The following is a 15,860-nucleotide window of genomic DNA, read 5'->3' on the forward strand; positions in this document are numbered from 1 at the left end:
GTGCCGATGAGTTCTGGTCTCTCTTCGGAGGGGCGTTCCTCCTCGCGCGCGCCGAAGGCTCCGCGTTCGCGTGCTCGTTTGCGTGCCCAGCAGGCGGCTGAGAATGCGCAGGTTGAGGTAGCACAAGCTGAGGCGGGACAGGCTAAATCTGTGCAGTCTCAGGCAGCCCAGCCTCAGGCAGCTCAGCCCCAGGCTGCAAAGACCGCAGAGGCTACCGAAGCTGTAAAACCTGCAGCATCCGCCAAGCCTGCCTCTTCTGAGGCATCTGCCGGTTCTGCTGTTGCGCAGTCTGCTACTCCTCAGTCTTCGAGCTCCGTTCGGCACATGCCGCGTAAGCCGGTGCATAAGGCGTCCGCTCAGCACGGTACCGATTCTTCGGCTCAGAAGAGGGCTGCGGCGGTTCATTCTTCGGCGCAGTCTTTGAAGGATTCGGTGCGTTCGGCGCTGATGACCGGTCGTACCGTGTCTGAGGTTGAGCATGCTCCCGAGCTGTTTGATGTTGAGGCGTTTGAGGATTCTTCGTCTAAGACTGCATCTGCTCAGGCCGCGTCCTCGCAGTCGGAGAAGAGCGTAGGAAAGGATAGCGGCAAGGGTTCTGGCAAGAAGTCGGTGCCCACCGTGGGCAAGGCGTCTTCCGGTTCTGCTGAATCTCGCGAAGAGTCTGCCGCTCCGAAGGCTGAAGAAAACGCCGACAAGAGCGCCGATAAGGCGGGGGAGAAGGCCGCTGAAGAGCCTCGACCCGCGAGCCGCTTTGGTCGTTGGCGTGCTGAGCGTGAGCAGCAGCGTGCCGCGGAGATTGAGAAGGAACGCGAGCGTGCGAGCCGTCAGGCTCAGCGTGAGCGTCTGCGTCAGGATCCGGGTCTGGACGGTCTGCGTGCTGAGGAGCGCCCCCGTAAGGAGCGTGCGCCTCTGACTCGTGCCCGTAAGCTGCTGTACACCGCCTCGGCGCTGGCTATTATTGCGGTGCTGTACGTGGTGCTGGTCTTCTTCTCGCCCCTGTTGGCGACTGAAAAGATTACGGTGCGCGGCGCATCCCTGCTGGAAACCAGTCAGGTGGAGCAGAAGCTGGAGCCTCTGCGCGGTGTTCCGCTCACTCGCATCGACGAGAAGAAGGTGCGTGAGCTGATCGGGCAGGATAACGTGATTCGTAGCGTGCAGGTGGAGAGCCGTCCGCCGCATGAGCTGGTGGTGACCCTGAAGGAGCGTACCGCGGTTGCGGTTGTGAAGCAGGGCGATACGTACCATACTGTTGATAGTGATGGTGTGAGCCTGCTGGAGTCGGCGACTCAGCCCGATACGTCGGTGCCGCTGGTGCGTTTCAGCGGTGATGACCCGAAGACTTCGGCTGAGTTCCGCACTATTTCTACCGCGCTTTCGGCGATGCCCTCTGAACTTCTAGCTCAGATTAAGGAAGCCAGCGCGACCTCAACCTCAAGTATCACTCTAACCTTGAGGGATAATACTACGGTGCAGTGGGGAACCGCTGAGGAGAGCGAGTTGAAGGCTAAGGTTCTTCTCTCCCTGCGCCAGGCTATTGCTAAGCGTGCTCAGGAGGAGAACTCTTCCGAGGCACAGACGCAGAAGGTGACCGTCTATGACGTGTCTGCCCCGCGCGTACCGGTGACCCGTTAGGGGAACCATTCAGGCGCTTTATCCTCCCTTTTTGTGTGAAATCTACAAAAAGAGGGGGTAATTGCGCTGTGTGACTAGGAACCAGCAAAAACAGTTTGGTATCCTAGCAGATAAAGTCATTCTTTAGAGGAAACCTTCAGGCTTAGATTAGGCTGCGGGTCTTCCGAAGCTGGAACACGGAACAATCGAGGAATACATGGACGCTGGAACTCCCCAGAACTACTTGGCAGTCATCAAGGTCGTTGGTATCGGCGGCGGTGGCGTCAACGCAGTCAACCGCATGATTGAGGTTGGTCTGCGCGGCGTTGAGTTCATTGCTATCAACACTGACGCTCAGGCTCTGCTGATGTCCGATGCAGACGTTAAGCTGGACGTCGGTCGTGAGCTGACCCGCGGTCTTGGCGCGGGCGCAAACCCCGAGGTTGGCCGTCAGGCAGCCGAGGACCACGCGCAGGAAATTGAGGAAGTCCTCAAGGGCGCAGACATGGTCTTTGTGACCGCAGGTGAGGGCGGTGGCACCGGTACCGGTGGCGCACCCGTCGTGGCACGTATTGCCCGCTCCCTCGGCGCTCTGACCATTGGTGTGGTGACCCGCCCCTTCACCTTCGAAGGCCGCCGCCGCTCCAACCAGGCTGAGACCGGTATCGCTGCTCTGCGCGATGAGGTTGATACCCTGATCGTTATTCCGAACGACCGACTGCTGTCGATTTCGGATCGCAACGTCTCCATGCTGGACGCATTCAAGTCCGCTGACCAGGTTCTGCTCTCCGGTGTGCAGGGCATTACCGACCTGATCACCACCCCCGGCCTGATCAACCTTGACTTCGCTGACGTTAAGTCCGTCATGCAGGGTGCAGGTTCGGCTCTGATGGGTATCGGCTCGGCATCCGGTGAGGACCGTGCCGTGAAGGCAGCTGAGCTGGCTATCGCATCGCCGCTGCTGGAAGCATCTATCGACGGTGCACACGGCGTTCTGCTGTCCATTCAGGGTGGCTCCGACCTGGGTCTGTTCGAGATCAACGAGGCTGCACGCCTGGTTCAGGAAGTTGCTCACCCCGACGCAAACATCATCTTCGGTGCGGTTATTGACGACGCACTGGGCGATGAGGCTCGCGTGACCGTGATTGCTGCTGGCTTCGATGCAGTGAACCCGGAGACCAACTCCAACGCTTCCACTGCTGCGGCTACTCAGGCTCAGCGCACCCAGGCATCCTTCGGCGGTTCCACCGCTGCGGCTGCTCCGGCTGCTAACGGCTACGGCTACAACGCACCCGCTGCTGCTCCGGCTTCCACCGGCGCTGCTGGCTTCGACGTTGACCTTCCCCCGGTTGTGGAGGAAGCTCCGGCTCGCCGCGACACCCTGGACGTCCCTGACTTCCTGAAGTAGTCTGCCCGGCTGTGAACGCCTCGGTGTTGAAACGCCTCGGTGTTGCACGGCTGAGAGTCTTATGAGGCTATAGGGGAGCTGAGAAACACGCACATTGTGCTGTTCTCGGCTCCCCTTTGCTATACCCGTCGTTCTACCCGCTGACATCTGATGAAGGAATAAGACGATGAGCGATAATCCCACAACTTCGCTACTTGCTGCTGCCGATACCCACACCCTGGGTCCCTGGCGTGTGCGGGTGGGCTTCACCTCCCGCGCGGCGGGCAACCTGGGCCTGCACGTGGACGATGAGCTCGGCGGCGGTATGGACGCCTCCCTGGTGCGCACCCTCAACCACCGTGCCGCCCTGGAGGAGGCGCTGGGTACCGACCCGTTCTTCTACCTGAACCAGGTGCACGGCGTGCAGATTGCCTACCCGGAAGATTACGCGGTGGAATCCTACGCGCCCGGTGCTCCGCAGGAGCGTACGGTTGAGCGTGCCCGCGCGGTGCTGGAGAACTCGCCGGTCGCCGATGCGGCGATTAGCTGTGAGGGCGTACCCCTGGCGATTATGGTTGCCGATTGCATCCCCGTGGTGTTGGTGGGCGAAACCGCGGAGGGCGCCAAGCCGATTCTTGCGGTGGCTCACGCGGGCCGCCGCGGTCTGCTCGACGGCGTGCTCCAGCAGACCGTGGCTCGGATGCGCAAGCTCGGTGCGCAGTCCATTACTGCGTGGCTGGGCCCGAGCATCTGCGGTAGCTGCTACGAGGTGCCCGAGGCGATGCGCACCGAGTCCACCGAAGTGATTCCGCAGGTGCACGCGGTGACCAGCCAGCAGACCCCCGGCCTGGATCTGCCCGCCGGTGCCCGCGCCGTGCTGGAAGAGGCGGGCGTGCAGGTGAACATGGACTGTGCGCAGTGTACGTTTGAGGAGCCTGAGGTGTATTCGCATCGCGGGTTCACGAACCGCGGTGAGAAGCCGGGTCGCATCGCGGGTCTGGTGTGGCTTGAGAAGACGGCGGAGCCTGCCGCGTAGAGGCGCTGGAGGAGAGAAAAGATGTCTGAAATGAATGTAGAAGAACAGAACCTGCACTACGCTCCCGAACGCGCCGAGCAGCTGCTGCAGAATTACCGCCGCGTGCTTGAGCGTATCCGCGCCGCGGAGCAGGACCACAGCGCCGTGCGTACCGAGGCGAGCGCCCCGGTGCAGCTGGTGACGGTCACGAAGTTCTTCCCCGCCTCCGACGCGGCGGCGCTACTGGATGGGGGAGTGACCCTCTTCGGTGAGAACCGCGACCAGGAGGCGAGCGCGAAGGCTCGTGAGCTTGCCGCCTACTGCGCCCAGCGTGAGGTGCAGCCCCCGCACTGGGCGTTTATTGGCCAGCTGCAGACGAATAAGGCGAAGTCCGTGGTCAAGTACGCCTCCAGCGTGCATTCGGTGGACCGCCCCTCTCTGGCGGACGCGCTGGCGAAGGCGTACGCGAACCAGCTGGCACGCTTCGAGGCGGGGGAGGCGCCCGCACCCGCGGCAGCGGAGCAGGGCGCGCTGACCTGCCTGGTGCAGGTGTCCCTGGCGGAGGTCGCGACGGCTGGGCACGCCGCTGAAGGCGCGCGCGGTGGTACGAGCGCCTCCGAGCTGCTGGAGCTGGTGGAGCGCATCGAGAACCACGAGCATCTGCGCTGCGGTGGCGTGATGGCGGTGGCGCCGCTGGGCATGGACCCGGATGAGGCCTTTGAGAAGCTCTACGGTTTGGCGTCGCTGGTGCGTGAGCAGGTGCCGCACGCGACTGAGATTTCTGCCGGCATGAGCGGGGATTTGGAGGCGGCGGTGCGTTGGGGCTCGACCTGCGTGCGCGTGGGTAGCGACATCATGGGTCAGCGCCCGGCAATCTAGCCTGCGCAAACACGCTACGCGCCGTGCGTTGCCCTTTGGAGCTCTGAGCTGCTGTAGACGCAGACCGCCGGCATAATTATCGGTGCCCTTGACCGCCTGCGCGGGGTAGGCGCTGGTAATATATACATGCCGGTGCATGGCGTACCGTTACGCACACACCTTCTGATGACGCACTACGGCAGAACCTGTACACCACCAACGCGAAAGAACAGCGAGAGAATCATGGCGAAACAAAGCCGTCTGGCGGGTTTCCTCGGCCTGGAACGATACCAGGACGCTGAGGCGACGCCGGAAGAATCCCCGCAGGCTGTGCAGGCTGACTCCCGCCGGGAGGCAAACGCCTCCGCAGGGCGGGCTGCGACCGCACAGAAGACCGACAGCTCTCACAGGCTCTCAGCGCTGCCTGGCTCGGCGCAGTACAGCGTCGCCGAGTCGCATGCCGGGTCTCAGGGCGAAACCTACCACCTGCAGGACGAACCCGCCTATACTGAACAGGAAGAGTACCTGCAGGCTGAAAGCTACGATGACGGTACAGAAACCGAGTATCTGGACGCAGAAGAATCTGCCGACGGACGAGCAACCGTAGATGCAGCGGCATACGCCACCGCTCATACACCTGAAACCACAGCTGATCTGGCGGAAACCGAGCAGACTTGGGACGATGCCAGCGCAGACAATTGGGAGGACACCCCGGTGCCGAATACCGAATACACCGAGCAGTACGCCGAGACGTACTCTAACGACGGCTACTACGACCAGGGCTACGAGCCCGAAGAAACCAACGGATACACCTACGGTTACGAGGAAGAAGAGGACGAATTGCGTCGCATCACCACTATCCACCCCCGCTCCTACAATGACGCAAAGATCATTGGCGAGGCATTCCGCGAGAACATCCCCGTGATTATGAACGTGGAAGAAATGCCTGACGCAGACGCAAAGCGCCTGGTGGACTTCGCATCCGGTCTGGCATTCGCGCTGGAGGGCCGCATTGAGCGCGTCACCGCTAAGGTGTTCCTGCTGACCCCCTCCAACCTGGAGGTTCTGGGCGTGGCTAATTCCGAGGTTCCCGCCGGCTTTGAGACCGACGGCGAATTCCCCTTCGACCAGGGCTAAGGACTGATAGATGGGTTATATTTTCGCCCTCATTACGATCGTTGTCTACGTTCTCTACATTGCGATGCTGCTGCGCATGCTCTTTGACTGGGTGCGCATGTTCGCACCGGAGTGGCGACCCAAGGGCATTGTGTTGCTCTTCGCCAGCGGCGTGTACGCGGTGACTGACTGGCCGATGAACCAGCTGCGCCGCCTGATTCCGCCGGTTCGTGTGGGTAACGTTGCGTTGGATACCGGCTTTCTGATTCTGATTGTTCTGCTGTCTCTGCTGCTGAGCATCATGATGCGGTTGACCGCGACCTTCTCTTAAGCGTCTGCCTCGCTCGGAGAGGACAACTCAAGAGCTAAAAACGATAGACCCCCGCCTGCCTGACCCGTTCACGGGTTGAGGGCAGAGCGGGGGTTTTCTGCGTTTAGGTTCTTGCCCGGGTTCTGCGCCTAGGTTCGGTGCCTGGGCTTTGCATCTGAGTTTTGCGCTGGTGTTCTGCCTGGGGGAGTGCCAAAAGGGGAGCATCAAAATGCCTTCTCGAAAACCTTCTCGAAATGCACCGCAGGGCAGAAAACGCACGGGGGATAGCGGGGACTAGGGCGGATAGTAGACGTGGGGAATCCCACCCTTGCGCCGAGCGCATATTTTGCTGTTCAACCGACATATAACCGGGCACAGAAACCAAAGAATAGTAGAATTGGTGCCAACGACTGCATCGCGGAATAGCCATGCCCTGAATCGTCGGGACCCTGATTTATTCGGGTCGTGACCTATCCGGCTGGTGGATCGGCGGCACTCAACTTCATCACCAAACCCCGTAGGGATACCTAGAGGAGAAGCCCATGGCAATCACCCCTGAAGACCTGATCACTAAGAGCTTCAAGATCGTGACCGAAGAGTCCGGTTACGACCGCAACGAGGTCGACGACTTCCTGGACGAGCTCGTTGTCGAACTGCGCGCACTCTACTCCGAGCGTGACGCCCTGGAGCGCCAGGTTGAGCAGCTCTCTGCAAACGCACCCGATTCCCCGGCGGCAGCGGTAGCACCCGCACAGTCCTCGGCGGCATCGGCTGCACCTCAGGATGCGGCGGCACTGCTCGCCATGGCTCAGAAGGTTCACGACGACTACGTGGCACAGGGCGAGAAGGCTAAGGCTGAACTGCTCGAAGAGGCAGAGAAGAAGGCAGACGCTATTGTGAGCGAAGCTCAGCAGCAGCGCGAAGAGGTTCTCTCTCGCCTCACCGACGAGAAGGAAGAACTGGAGATTGCTGTTGAGGCTCTGCGCGGCTTCGAGAGCCGCTACCGCTCCAAGCTGCTGCAGCACCTGGACGCTCAGGTTCAGGAGCTGAAGAACCTCAAGTCCATCGAAGCTTCCGCATAAAATCGAGGCTTCCGCATAAATCAGCGTGCCTGAATAAGCTAATAACCACGCTAAAGTAACGGTGCTAAGCTAACGACGCTTTGAGGCGTATGCCGCCCGGATTCTTTCTCTTCCACCGCTATTCACCGGGGAAGATTGAGAGAACCGGGCGGTATTCTCATGCCCGCCCGGCACGGCCTAAGAACCCAGCATGCGAAGCGGGGGAGAGCATCCGCGAAATCACCTCCGAATACTCGATGCGCTACCCCGATTTGCTAAGCTAGAGGGGCACTATCGAACGGTACCGCACCAGGTTTGCGTTCGGGCGCGTAGCAACCGGCACAGACTAGAGGAGAGCTATGACCAACACCCCCAAGACCGCTGAATCCTCAGTCTCACAGGCAACCGGTAACGCCGCCGAAAAAACCGCTGGACGCCGCGTGCGCATCCTGTCCGGACGCTCCGCGGGTATCCTCGCGCTCGTGCTCGCCGCCGTCGTGTTTGCAATCGACCAGGGCACCAAATACCTGGTCGTTACTCAGATGCAGTTGGGGGAGCGCATCACCGTCATTGACGGGCTTCTGTGGTGGTACTCGATTCGTAACTCCGGCGCCGCATTCAGCATGGGTGAGAACGTCACCTGGGTCTTCACCCTCGTCATGGTCGCCGCCGCGGCTGTTGTACTCTACCTGCTGCGCCGCACCCGCGCGCTGTCCTGGACCCTCGCGCTGGGCGGTCTGCTCGGCGGTATCTGCGGCAACCTTTTCGACCGTCTTTTCCGTGAGCCCGGCTTCGGTTCCGGCCACGTGGTCGACTTTATTTCCGTGCCGAACTTCGCGATTTTCAATATTGCAGACTCCGCAATCTGCGTGTGCATGGCAGTCATTGTGCTGCTGAATTTCAAGGGCCTGAACCTCAACGGCACCCGCGTGCAGGCACCCGCTGACGAAACCCCGGCAGGCGATGAGAACGCGGCAGAGAAGAGCGCCAAGTAGCCACCCTGACGATTACCCCTATAGACTTTCGCACACAGACACCCCTTTACACACAGACAGCCCAGACAATAGCAAACACCACCCGAAGGAGAGCCGCATGAGCGAAACCACCGCCGCCGCCGAAGAATCGGCACGCATCCGCGCCGAATTCACCGTTGAAGGCGCGCTTGCCGGTATGCGCCTGGACGCCGCGCTCGCCGGTGCCCTCGACGCGCCGCGCACCCGCACCTCCGGGTGGATTCGTGACGGCCACGTGAGCGTGACCAACAACGGCAAGGCCGTGAAAATCGGCAAGTCTTACAAGCTTTCGGCAGGGGACGAGGTCGTTGTGGATGCGCCCGCACCGCGCGATCTGGCGGATATCCGCCCCGAGAAGGTGGACGGCTTCCGCATCGTGCACCTGGACGACGACATCGTTGTGGTGGACAAGCCCGCAGGCGTGGCGGCACACCCCTCGCCCGGCTGGCACGGCCCCACCGTGATCTCTGCGCTCATGGGCGAGGGCATTTCGGTTGCTACCTCCGGCGCGGCAGAACGCCAGGGCATCGTACACCGCCTGGACGTGGGCACCAGCGGCCTGATGGTCGTCGCCCGCAGTGAGCGCGCCTACACCGAACTCAAGCGAGCCTTCAAGGAACGCACCGTGGACAAGGTCTACCACACCCTCGTGCAGGGCCTGCCCGACCCGCTGCGCGGCACCATTGACGCACCCATCGGCCGCCACCCCGGCAACGAATGGAAGTTCGCCGTGGTCGAAGACGGACGCAACTCCATCACCCACTACGATGTGCTCGAAGCCTTCGGCCCCGCATCGCTGGTGGAGGTGCACCTGGAAACCGGACGCACCCACCAGATTCGTGTGCACTTCTCCGCGCTGCGCCACCCCTGCTGCGGCGACCTGACCTACGGCGCCGACCCGCGCTTTAGCGCCGAGCTGGGTCTGACCCGCCAGTGGTTGCACGCGCACCGCCTGGGCTTCAATCACCCCGGCACCGGCGAGCGCGTGACCTTCACCAGCGAGTACCCGCTCGACCTGTCCTACGCGCTGACCGCCCTGCGCGAGGGTAAGGTTCAGCTCGGCTAGGTAACTCGGCTAGACAGCTCGGTCAGCTATAGCCGCTTGCCGCACACAGCTTCACATTCACCGCCCATCCTCCAGCCCACACCTCCAGGAGATTTCCGTGGCAACCAAAGAATTTACGCACCTGCACGTGCACACCGAGTACTCCATGCTCGATGGTGCCGCGCGCCTGGGTGACCTGTTCACCTACGCTCAAGAACTCGGCATGAAGTCCATGGCGACCAGCGACCACGGCTTCCTCTTTGGTGCCTTCGACTTCTGGCGCCAGGCTAAAGCGCACGACATCAAGCCCATCATCGGTGTGGAGGCGTACCTGACCCCCGGTACGCACCGCACCGACCGTTCGCGTGTGCGCTGGGGCGACGGCTCCCGCGACGACGTCTCCGGCGGTGGCGCGTACACCCACATGACCATGTGGGCTGAAACCACCGAGGGCATGCACAACCTGTTCCGTGCCTCCTCGATTGCGTCGCTGGAAGGTCAGCTGTACAAGCCGCGCATGGATCGTGAGGTGCTGCAGACCTACTCGAAGGGTCTGATTGCCACCACCGGTTGCCCCTCCGGTGAGGTTCAGACGCGCCTGCGCCTGGGCCAGTTCGACGAGGCGCTCCAGGCGGCGAGCGACTTCCGCGATATTTTCGGTAAGGACAACTTCTACTGCGAGGTCATGGACCACGGCCTGGACATTGAACGCAACGTCCAGGAGGACCTGCACCGCCTCGCCAAGAAGCTGAACCTGCCCTTCGTCGCCACCAACGACCTGCACTACACCCGCCAGGAAGACCACACCGCCCACGCGGCGCTGCTGTGCGTGCAGTCCGGCTCGACCCTCACCGACCCCAAGCGCTTCAAGTTCGATGCGGATAACTTCTACCTGCGCTCGGCAGAAGAAATGTATGCCCTGTTTGGCGATATTCCCGGCGCGTGCGAGAACACCCTCGAAATCGCTGAACGCTGCAACGTGGAGTTCAACACCAAGGCGAACTACATGCCGAACTTCCCCGTGCCCGAGGGCGAAAACGAGGAATCCTGGTTCGTGAAGGAGGTCGAGAAGGGCCTGCACTACCGCTTCCCGCAGGGCGTTCCTGACACCGTGCGCAAGCAGGCAGAGTACGAGGTGGGGGTTATTACCTCCATGGGCTTCCCCGGCTACTTCCTCGTGGTCGCCGACTTTATCAACTGGGCGAAGCGCAACGGTATTCGCGTGGGTCCCGGCCGTGGCTCCGGTGCAGGCTCCATGGTCGCGTACGCGATGCGTATTACCGACCTGAACCCGCTCGAGCACGACCTGATCTTCGAGCGATTCCTCAACCCGGACCGCGTCTCCATGCCCGACTTCGATGTGGACTTTGACGATCGTCGCCGCGGCGAAGTCATCGACTACGTGACCGAAAAGTACGGTGAAGAGAAGGTCGCGCAGATCGTCACCTTCGGCACCATTAAGGCGAAGCAGGCGCTCAAGGACGCCTCCCGCGTGATGGACCAGCCGTACTCGGTCGGCGAGCGCCTCACCAAGGCGATGCCGCCGGACGTCATGGGTAAGAACATTGCCCTGGCGAACGTGTACAACGAAGAGGATAAACGTTACGCCGAGGCGGCAGATTTGCGCGCCCTCATTGAGGACCCGGTCGATAAGATTTACGGCCAGGTGTTCGAAACCGCGAAGGGCCTGGAGGGTCTGAAGCGTCAGTGGGGCGTGCACGCTGCGGGCGTGATTATGTCCAGCAAGGACCTCGTGGACGTGATCCCCGTGATGCGCCGCGAGGCCGACGGCCAGGTCATTACCCAGTTCGATTACCCCACCTGTGAGGGTCTGGGCCTGATCAAGATGGACTTCTTGGGTCTGCGTAACCTCACCATCATCTCTGATGCGGTGGAGAACATTAAGGCTAACCGAGGCATTGACCTGGACCTTGAGTCCCTCTCGCTGGATGACCCCGAATCGTACCGTCTGCTGGCGCGCGGTGACACCCTCGGCGTGTTCCAGCTCGATGGCGGCCCGATGCGCTCGCTGCTCAAGCTCATGGAACCCGAGGAGTTCGAGCACATTTCGGCAGTGTTGGCGCTGTACCGTCCGGGCCCGATGGGTGCGAACTCGCATACCAACTACGCTCTGCGTAAGAACGGTAAGCAGGAGATTGAGCCGATTCACCCCGAGCTGGAAGAGCCGCTGAAGGATATTCTGGACACCACCTACGGCCTGATTGTGTATCAGGAGCAGGTTATGGCGATTGCTCAGAAGGTCGCGAACTACACTCTGGGTGAGGCAGACTTGCTGCGCCGTGCGATGGGTAAGAAGAAGAAGGCGGAGCTGGATAAGCAGTACGCTACCTTCCACGACGGCATGATTTCTAACGGCTACTCTGAGGGCGCTATTAAGGCGCTCTGGGACATTCTGCTGCCGTTCTCTGACTACGCGTTCAACAAGGCGCACACGGCCGCGTACGGTCTGGTGTCCTACTGGACTGCGTACCTGAAGGCGCATTACCCGCAGGAGTACATGGCTGCGCTGCTGACCAGCGTGGGCGATAACAAGGACAAGCTCGCGCTGTACCTGAATGAGTGCCGCGCCATGGGCATTACCGTGCTCGCACCGGATGTGAACGAGTCCACCCTGACCTTCGCCCCTGTCGGTGACGATATCCGCTTCGGTATGGGCGCGATCCGTAACGTGGGCGCGAACGTGGTCGAAGGCATGATTGCCGCCCGCGAGGAGAAGGGCCGCTACGAGTCTTTCAACGACTTCCTGAAGAAGGTGCCGCTGCAGGTGTGCAATAAGCGCACCATCGAATCGCTCATTAAGGCGGGCGCTTTCGACGACCTGGGCCATACGCGCCGTTCGCTGTCCCTCATTCACGAGGCGGCAGTGGACGCGGCCGTGGCGGTCAAGCGTAAGGAGGCGGCGGGTCAGTTCGATCTCTTCGGCTCCCTCGGCATGGATGACGCCCTGGGCGATGAGCTGACCGTGACCATTCCTGATGTTCCTGAATGGGACCGCCGCGAGAAGCTGAACTTTGAGCGCGACATGCTGGGCCTGTACGTTTCGGACCACCCGCTGCGTGGCCTGGAGCGTGCGCTCTCGGATGCTGCAAGCCATTCGGTGCACGACATTATCGGCGAAGACTCGCACGTGCGCGACGGCGAAACCGTCACCATTGCGGGTATGCTCACCGGCGTTTCGCGCCGTATCGCCAAGTCCAGCGGTAACCAGTACGCCTCCGTGGAGCTGGAAGACCCCTCGGGCGCAACCATTACGGTCATGTTCTTCTCCCGCGCCTACGAGACGATGGGCGCCGCCCTGGCGGACGACCTCATCTGCTCGATTCGTGGCCGCGTGCAGCGCCGCGACGACGGCAGCGTGAACATGAGCGCCCAGGAACTGCAAATCCTGGAAATCAGCGATGACGGCCGCGCCGCACCCATCACCATCGTGGTACCCGAGTACCTGGTGACCGAGGCGAACCTGAAGGAGCTGAAGGAGACCCTGCGCGACCACAAGGGCACCGCGGATGTGCGCATGCTCGTGCGTACCCGCGATAAGGAGCAGCTGGTGCTGCTGGACCCGAGTGTGCGCGTGGAACCGAACCCGAGCCTCTTCGGTGAAATCAAGACGATTTTCGGTCCGAGCTGCATTCGACGCTAACAACGTGCGCTAACAACGCATACTAACAACGCCCCCATGAGGGGAACGACAGGGTGGATTCTGCATAGCAGAGTCCACCCTGAGCGTATATTCACTCACAACATACGGTGTATCCGCTGTATATCACGGTAGAATAGGTATAAATATTCTTGAGCGCTGTATACGCGGGCGCTAGCGCCCAGCCAAGGAGAAACGAATGTACTGCCCCTATTGCAAGCACACCGACTCGCGCGTGGTGGATTCCCGCACCACCGATGACGGCGCCGCAATTCGCCGCCGCCGCCAGTGCACCTCCTGCGCTCGCCGCTTCACGACCGTTGAAACCACCACCATTTCGGTGATTAAGCGTTCCGGCGTGACCGAGCCCTTCGACCGTTCGAAGATTGCCGCCGGCGTGCGTAAGGCATGCCAGGGCCGCCCCGTGGGTGAGGACGATTTGGCGAAGCTCGCCCAGGAAGTTGAGGAGCTGATTCGTGCCCGCGGCCTGGCGGAGATTAACGCGCACGAGGTGGGTCTGACCATCCTGGAGCCGCTGTCGAAGCTGGACGCGGTCGCCTACCTGCGTTTTGCGAGCGTGTACCAGGCGTTTGAGAACCTTGAAGACTTTGAGGAGGCGATTGCGCGTCTGCGTGAGGACCGCATCGCCCAGTAAATTTCTAAGCAAGTAGCTAATGAGCTCAGCCGCCGCTATATGAGCGGCGGCATACAGAAAGGGGCTGTTCCCGAGATAACTATCTCAGGAACAGCCTCTTGAGCTGTAGCTACACTTTACGCTTCGCCGCGGCGCTTACGCTCAGGCAGCATGCCGCCAGCCCACAGTGCCGCACCCACAATACCGGCGTTATTGCGCAGGGCAGCCATGACCATGGGGGTACGAATCTGATCCTCAAAGTAGGGCATGAACTTCTCCGGGTTCTTGGAGATGCCGCCGCCGATGATGAACAGGTCGGGGGAGAAGAGCATCTGAACGTGCTCGAAGTAGCGGTACAGGCGCTTGCCGTACTTCTTCCAGGACAGCTCGTGCACCTCACGCGCGCGAGCGGAAGCCTGAGACTCGGCGTTGTGGCCGTCAATCTCCAGGTGACCCAGCTCGGTGTTCGGGATCAGCTTACCGTCGTTGATGAGGGCGGAGCCGATGCCGGTGCCCAGGGTGATGACAGCGATCAGGCCGTCACGGTTACGGCCCTGACCGTAGGTTGCCTCAGCCAGGCCTGCTGCGTCAGCGTCGTTGAGGCCGTAGACGGTGCGGCCGTCCAGCGCCTCGCTCATGACCTGCTCCAGGTCGGTGTTAATCCAGGAGTCGTCCACGTTCGCTGCGGAGAAGACCATGCCGTTCTTCACCACTGCGGGGAAGTCGATGCCGACAGCGGACTCGGGGTCCGGCGCCAGGTCGCGGCCCTGCAGCTCGTCGACGACGCGGCGTACAACCTCAGCCACAGCGGCGGGGGTTGCGGGCTTGGGGGTGTCGATGCGGAAGCGGTCGGACACGAGGTTGCCGGTGCGCAGGTCGACGATGCCGCCCTTAATGCCGGTGCCTCCAATGTCCACACCAATCTGCAGGTCCTTGGGGGTGGGTGCGGGCAGTTCGGTGATGACGCCGGGTTCTGCGTAATCGCTCATGGTTTTCTCTCTTTCGCCCCGCCTACTGCCGTGTAACCTAAGGGAGCGGGCGGGTTTGTTAGTGGGTGAACTGATATAAAAGTGAGGTGCTGGGTTCGTACCTGCACAAGTCGTACCTGCGGGGCAGGAAACCCAGAGGTCTGTGCTTTAGGGCAGGGTGAGGATGTCCGCGCCGTCAGCGGTCACCACGAGGGTGTGCTCGAACTGTGCGGTGCGCTTGCGGTCGCGGGTGACCACGGTCCAGTCGTCATCCCACAGGTCCCATTCGATGGTGCCGAGGGTCAGCATGGGCTCGATGGTGAAAATCATGCCCTCACGGATCTCGGTGTCGTAGGCGGGCGCCGCATCGTAGTGGGGGATGATGAGGCCCGAGTGGAACTCACGACCCACACCGTGACCGGTGTAGTCGCGAACCACGCCGTAACCGAAACGTGCCGCGTACTTCTCAATGACGCGACCGATCACGTTGATCTGGCGGCCCGGCTTCACAGCCTTAATCGCACGGTTCAGGGACTCCTCGGTGCGCTCCACCAGCAGGCGGGACTCTTCGTCTACATTGCCGATGAGCAGGGTCTTGTTGGTGTCGCCGTGCATGCCGTCCAGGTATGCGGTGACGTCCAGGTTGAGGATGTCGCCGTCCTCCAGCACGGTGGAGTCCGGGATGCCGTGGCAGATGACCTCGTTCAGGGAGGTGCACACGGACTTGGGGTAGCCGCGGTAATCCACGGTGGAGGGGTACGCGCCGTGGTCGCAAATGTACTCGTGGACCAGCACGTCAATCTCGTCGGTGGTGGTGCCGGGCACGCAAATCTTGGATGCTTCAACGATGGCGCCTGCCGCGATCTTGCCGGCTGCGCGAACCCGCTCAACTTCCTCAGGGGTGTACATGTTCGAGTCGTTACCCTCGTTGGCGGTGGGCTTACCCACGTACTCGGGGCGAACAATGTGCGAGGGGACCGGGCGCATGGGAATAAAAATAGAAATAAATACTTTCTTAAAAAATTATCTCTCTCAAAAGCTACAGAACTATGTATCTGGATGCCTTCAAGTGATACTACCACCCAACAGCTTACAGTAATAGCTGTAGGAGATAGTAAAACAGTTTCAGATGCACAATTAGACAAACTCATTACGTACTTCTTACAGAAAAAAGAAGCCTTCGA

13 protein-coding genes and 1 pseudogene are annotated in these 15,860 nt (G+C 61.2%); 12 read left to right on the top strand and 2 right to left on the bottom strand.

What is annotated here, in order from left to right; translation table 11 throughout:
• The first annotated feature begins 6 nt into the window (after nt 1-6).
• The 11 genes and pseudogenes from Q0216_RS04295 (at nt 7) to nrdR (ending at nt 13,729) form a co-directional block, all read left to right on the top strand.
• Nucleotides 7-1,632, top strand: coding sequence for a cell division protein FtsQ/DivIB (locus tag Q0216_RS04295; RefSeq protein ID WP_298593210.1), 1,626 nt, complete (start codon nt 7-9; stop codon nt 1,630-1,632).
• A 196-nt stretch (nt 1,633-1,828) separates the two neighbouring features.
• A complete protein-coding gene (ftsZ, locus tag Q0216_RS04300; RefSeq protein ID WP_005507755.1) occupies nt 1,829-3,019 on the top strand; it encodes a cell division protein FtsZ in 1,191 nt (396 codons plus the stop codon).
• Between the two features lie 166 nt (nt 3,020-3,185).
• Complete coding sequence (locus Q0216_RS04305) at nt 3,186-4,034, top strand: polyphenol oxidase family protein (protein ID WP_298593212.1); 849 nt, start codon at nt 3,186-3,188, stop codon at nt 4,032-4,034.
• A gap of 21 nt (nt 4,035-4,055) precedes the next feature.
• Nucleotides 4,056-4,892, top strand: a complete 837-nt coding sequence (locus Q0216_RS04310; RefSeq protein ID WP_298593214.1) for a YggS family pyridoxal phosphate-dependent enzyme — start codon at nt 4,056-4,058, stop codon at nt 4,890-4,892.
• Nucleotides 4,893-5,696: 804 nt separating this feature from the next.
• Nucleotides 5,697-6,008 (top strand): annotated as a pseudogene (locus Q0216_RS04315) (cell division protein SepF); the annotation flags it as partial.
• Between the two features lie 10 nt (nt 6,009-6,018).
• Nucleotides 6,019-6,318 (top strand): YggT family protein, encoded by a 300-nt coding sequence (locus Q0216_RS04320; protein WP_294631431.1) that lies wholly within the window; start codon nt 6,019-6,021, stop codon nt 6,316-6,318.
• 521 nt (nt 6,319-6,839) lie between these two features.
• Nucleotides 6,840-7,379 carry a DivIVA domain-containing protein gene (locus Q0216_RS04325; RefSeq protein ID WP_298593216.1) on the top strand — a complete coding sequence of 180 codons (540 nt, stop codon included), beginning with the start codon at nt 6,840-6,842 and terminating at the stop codon, nt 7,377-7,379.
• A 338-nt stretch (nt 7,380-7,717) separates the two neighbouring features.
• Nucleotides 7,718-8,353, top strand: a complete 636-nt coding sequence (gene lspA / locus Q0216_RS04330) for a signal peptidase II (protein WP_298593218.1) — start codon at nt 7,718-7,720, stop codon at nt 8,351-8,353.
• A gap of 97 nt (nt 8,354-8,450) precedes the next feature.
• Nucleotides 8,451-9,437 (top strand): RluA family pseudouridine synthase, encoded by a 987-nt coding sequence (locus Q0216_RS04335; RefSeq protein ID WP_298593219.1) that lies wholly within the window; start codon nt 8,451-8,453, stop codon nt 9,435-9,437.
• Nucleotides 9,438-9,534: 97 nt separating this feature from the next.
• Nucleotides 9,535-13,077 (top strand): DNA polymerase III subunit alpha, encoded by a 3,543-nt coding sequence (gene dnaE, locus Q0216_RS04340; RefSeq protein WP_298593220.1) that lies wholly within the window; start codon nt 9,535-9,537, stop codon nt 13,075-13,077.
• 196 nt (nt 13,078-13,273) lie between these two features.
• Nucleotides 13,274-13,729 carry a transcriptional regulator NrdR gene (gene nrdR, locus Q0216_RS04345; RefSeq protein WP_005506525.1) on the top strand — a complete coding sequence of 152 codons (456 nt, stop codon included), beginning with the start codon at nt 13,274-13,276 and terminating at the stop codon, nt 13,727-13,729.
• A gap of 116 nt (nt 13,730-13,845) precedes the next feature.
• Here the strand turns inward: nrdR and ppgK are convergent, their stop codons facing one another.
• Entirely contained in the window at nt 13,846-14,697 is an 852-nt protein-coding gene (gene ppgK, locus Q0216_RS04350; RefSeq protein ID WP_298593221.1) for a polyphosphate--glucose phosphotransferase, read from the bottom strand.
• A gap of 147 nt (nt 14,698-14,844) precedes the next feature.
• Nucleotides 14,845-15,663, bottom strand: a complete 819-nt coding sequence (map, locus tag Q0216_RS04355; protein WP_298593223.1) for a type I methionyl aminopeptidase — start codon at nt 15,661-15,663, stop codon at nt 14,845-14,847.
• Between map and Q0216_RS10625 the strand changes: the two genes are divergently transcribed.
• The coding region (locus Q0216_RS10625; RefSeq protein ID WP_366139814.1) for a hypothetical protein at nt 15,643-15,860 on the top strand (218 nt) is incomplete at its 3' end. The two genes, map and Q0216_RS10625, sit on opposite strands and share 21 nt — an antisense overlap.

The sequence above is a fragment of the uncultured Rothia sp. genome (assembly GCF_937976295.1).
In the GTDB taxonomy this organism is placed as follows: Bacteria; Actinomycetota; Actinomycetes; order Actinomycetales; family Micrococcaceae; genus Rothia.

Bases quoted from the DNA above. Each gene is read 5' to 3' on its own strand.
- Q0216_RS04295 (WP_298593210.1), top strand. From the start codon at position 7: ATGAGTTCTGGTCTCTCTTCGGAGGGGCGTTCCTCCTCGCGCGCGCCG.
- ftsZ (WP_005507755.1), top strand. From the start codon at position 1,829: ATGGACGCTGGAACTCCCCAGAACTACTTGGCAGTCATCAAGGTCGTT.
- Q0216_RS04305 (WP_298593212.1), top strand. From the start codon at position 3,186: ATGAGCGATAATCCCACAACTTCGCTACTTGCTGCTGCCGATACCCAC.
- Q0216_RS04310 (WP_298593214.1), top strand. From the start codon at position 4,056: ATGTCTGAAATGAATGTAGAAGAACAGAACCTGCACTACGCTCCCGAA.
- Q0216_RS04320 (WP_294631431.1), top strand. From the start codon at position 6,019: ATGGGTTATATTTTCGCCCTCATTACGATCGTTGTCTACGTTCTCTAC.
- Q0216_RS04325 (WP_298593216.1), top strand. From the start codon at position 6,840: ATGGCAATCACCCCTGAAGACCTGATCACTAAGAGCTTCAAGATCGTG.
- lspA (WP_298593218.1), top strand. From the start codon at position 7,718: ATGACCAACACCCCCAAGACCGCTGAATCCTCAGTCTCACAGGCAACC.
- Q0216_RS04335 (WP_298593219.1), top strand. From the start codon at position 8,451: ATGAGCGAAACCACCGCCGCCGCCGAAGAATCGGCACGCATCCGCGCC.
- nrdR (WP_005506525.1), top strand. From the start codon at position 13,274: ATGTACTGCCCCTATTGCAAGCACACCGACTCGCGCGTGGTGGATTCC.
- ppgK (WP_298593221.1), bottom strand. From the start codon at position 14,697: ATGAGCGATTACGCAGAACCCGGCGTCATCACCGAACTGCCCGCACCC.
- map (WP_298593223.1), bottom strand. From the start codon at position 15,663: ATGCGCCCGGTCCCCTCGCACATTGTTCGCCCCGAGTACGTGGGTAAG.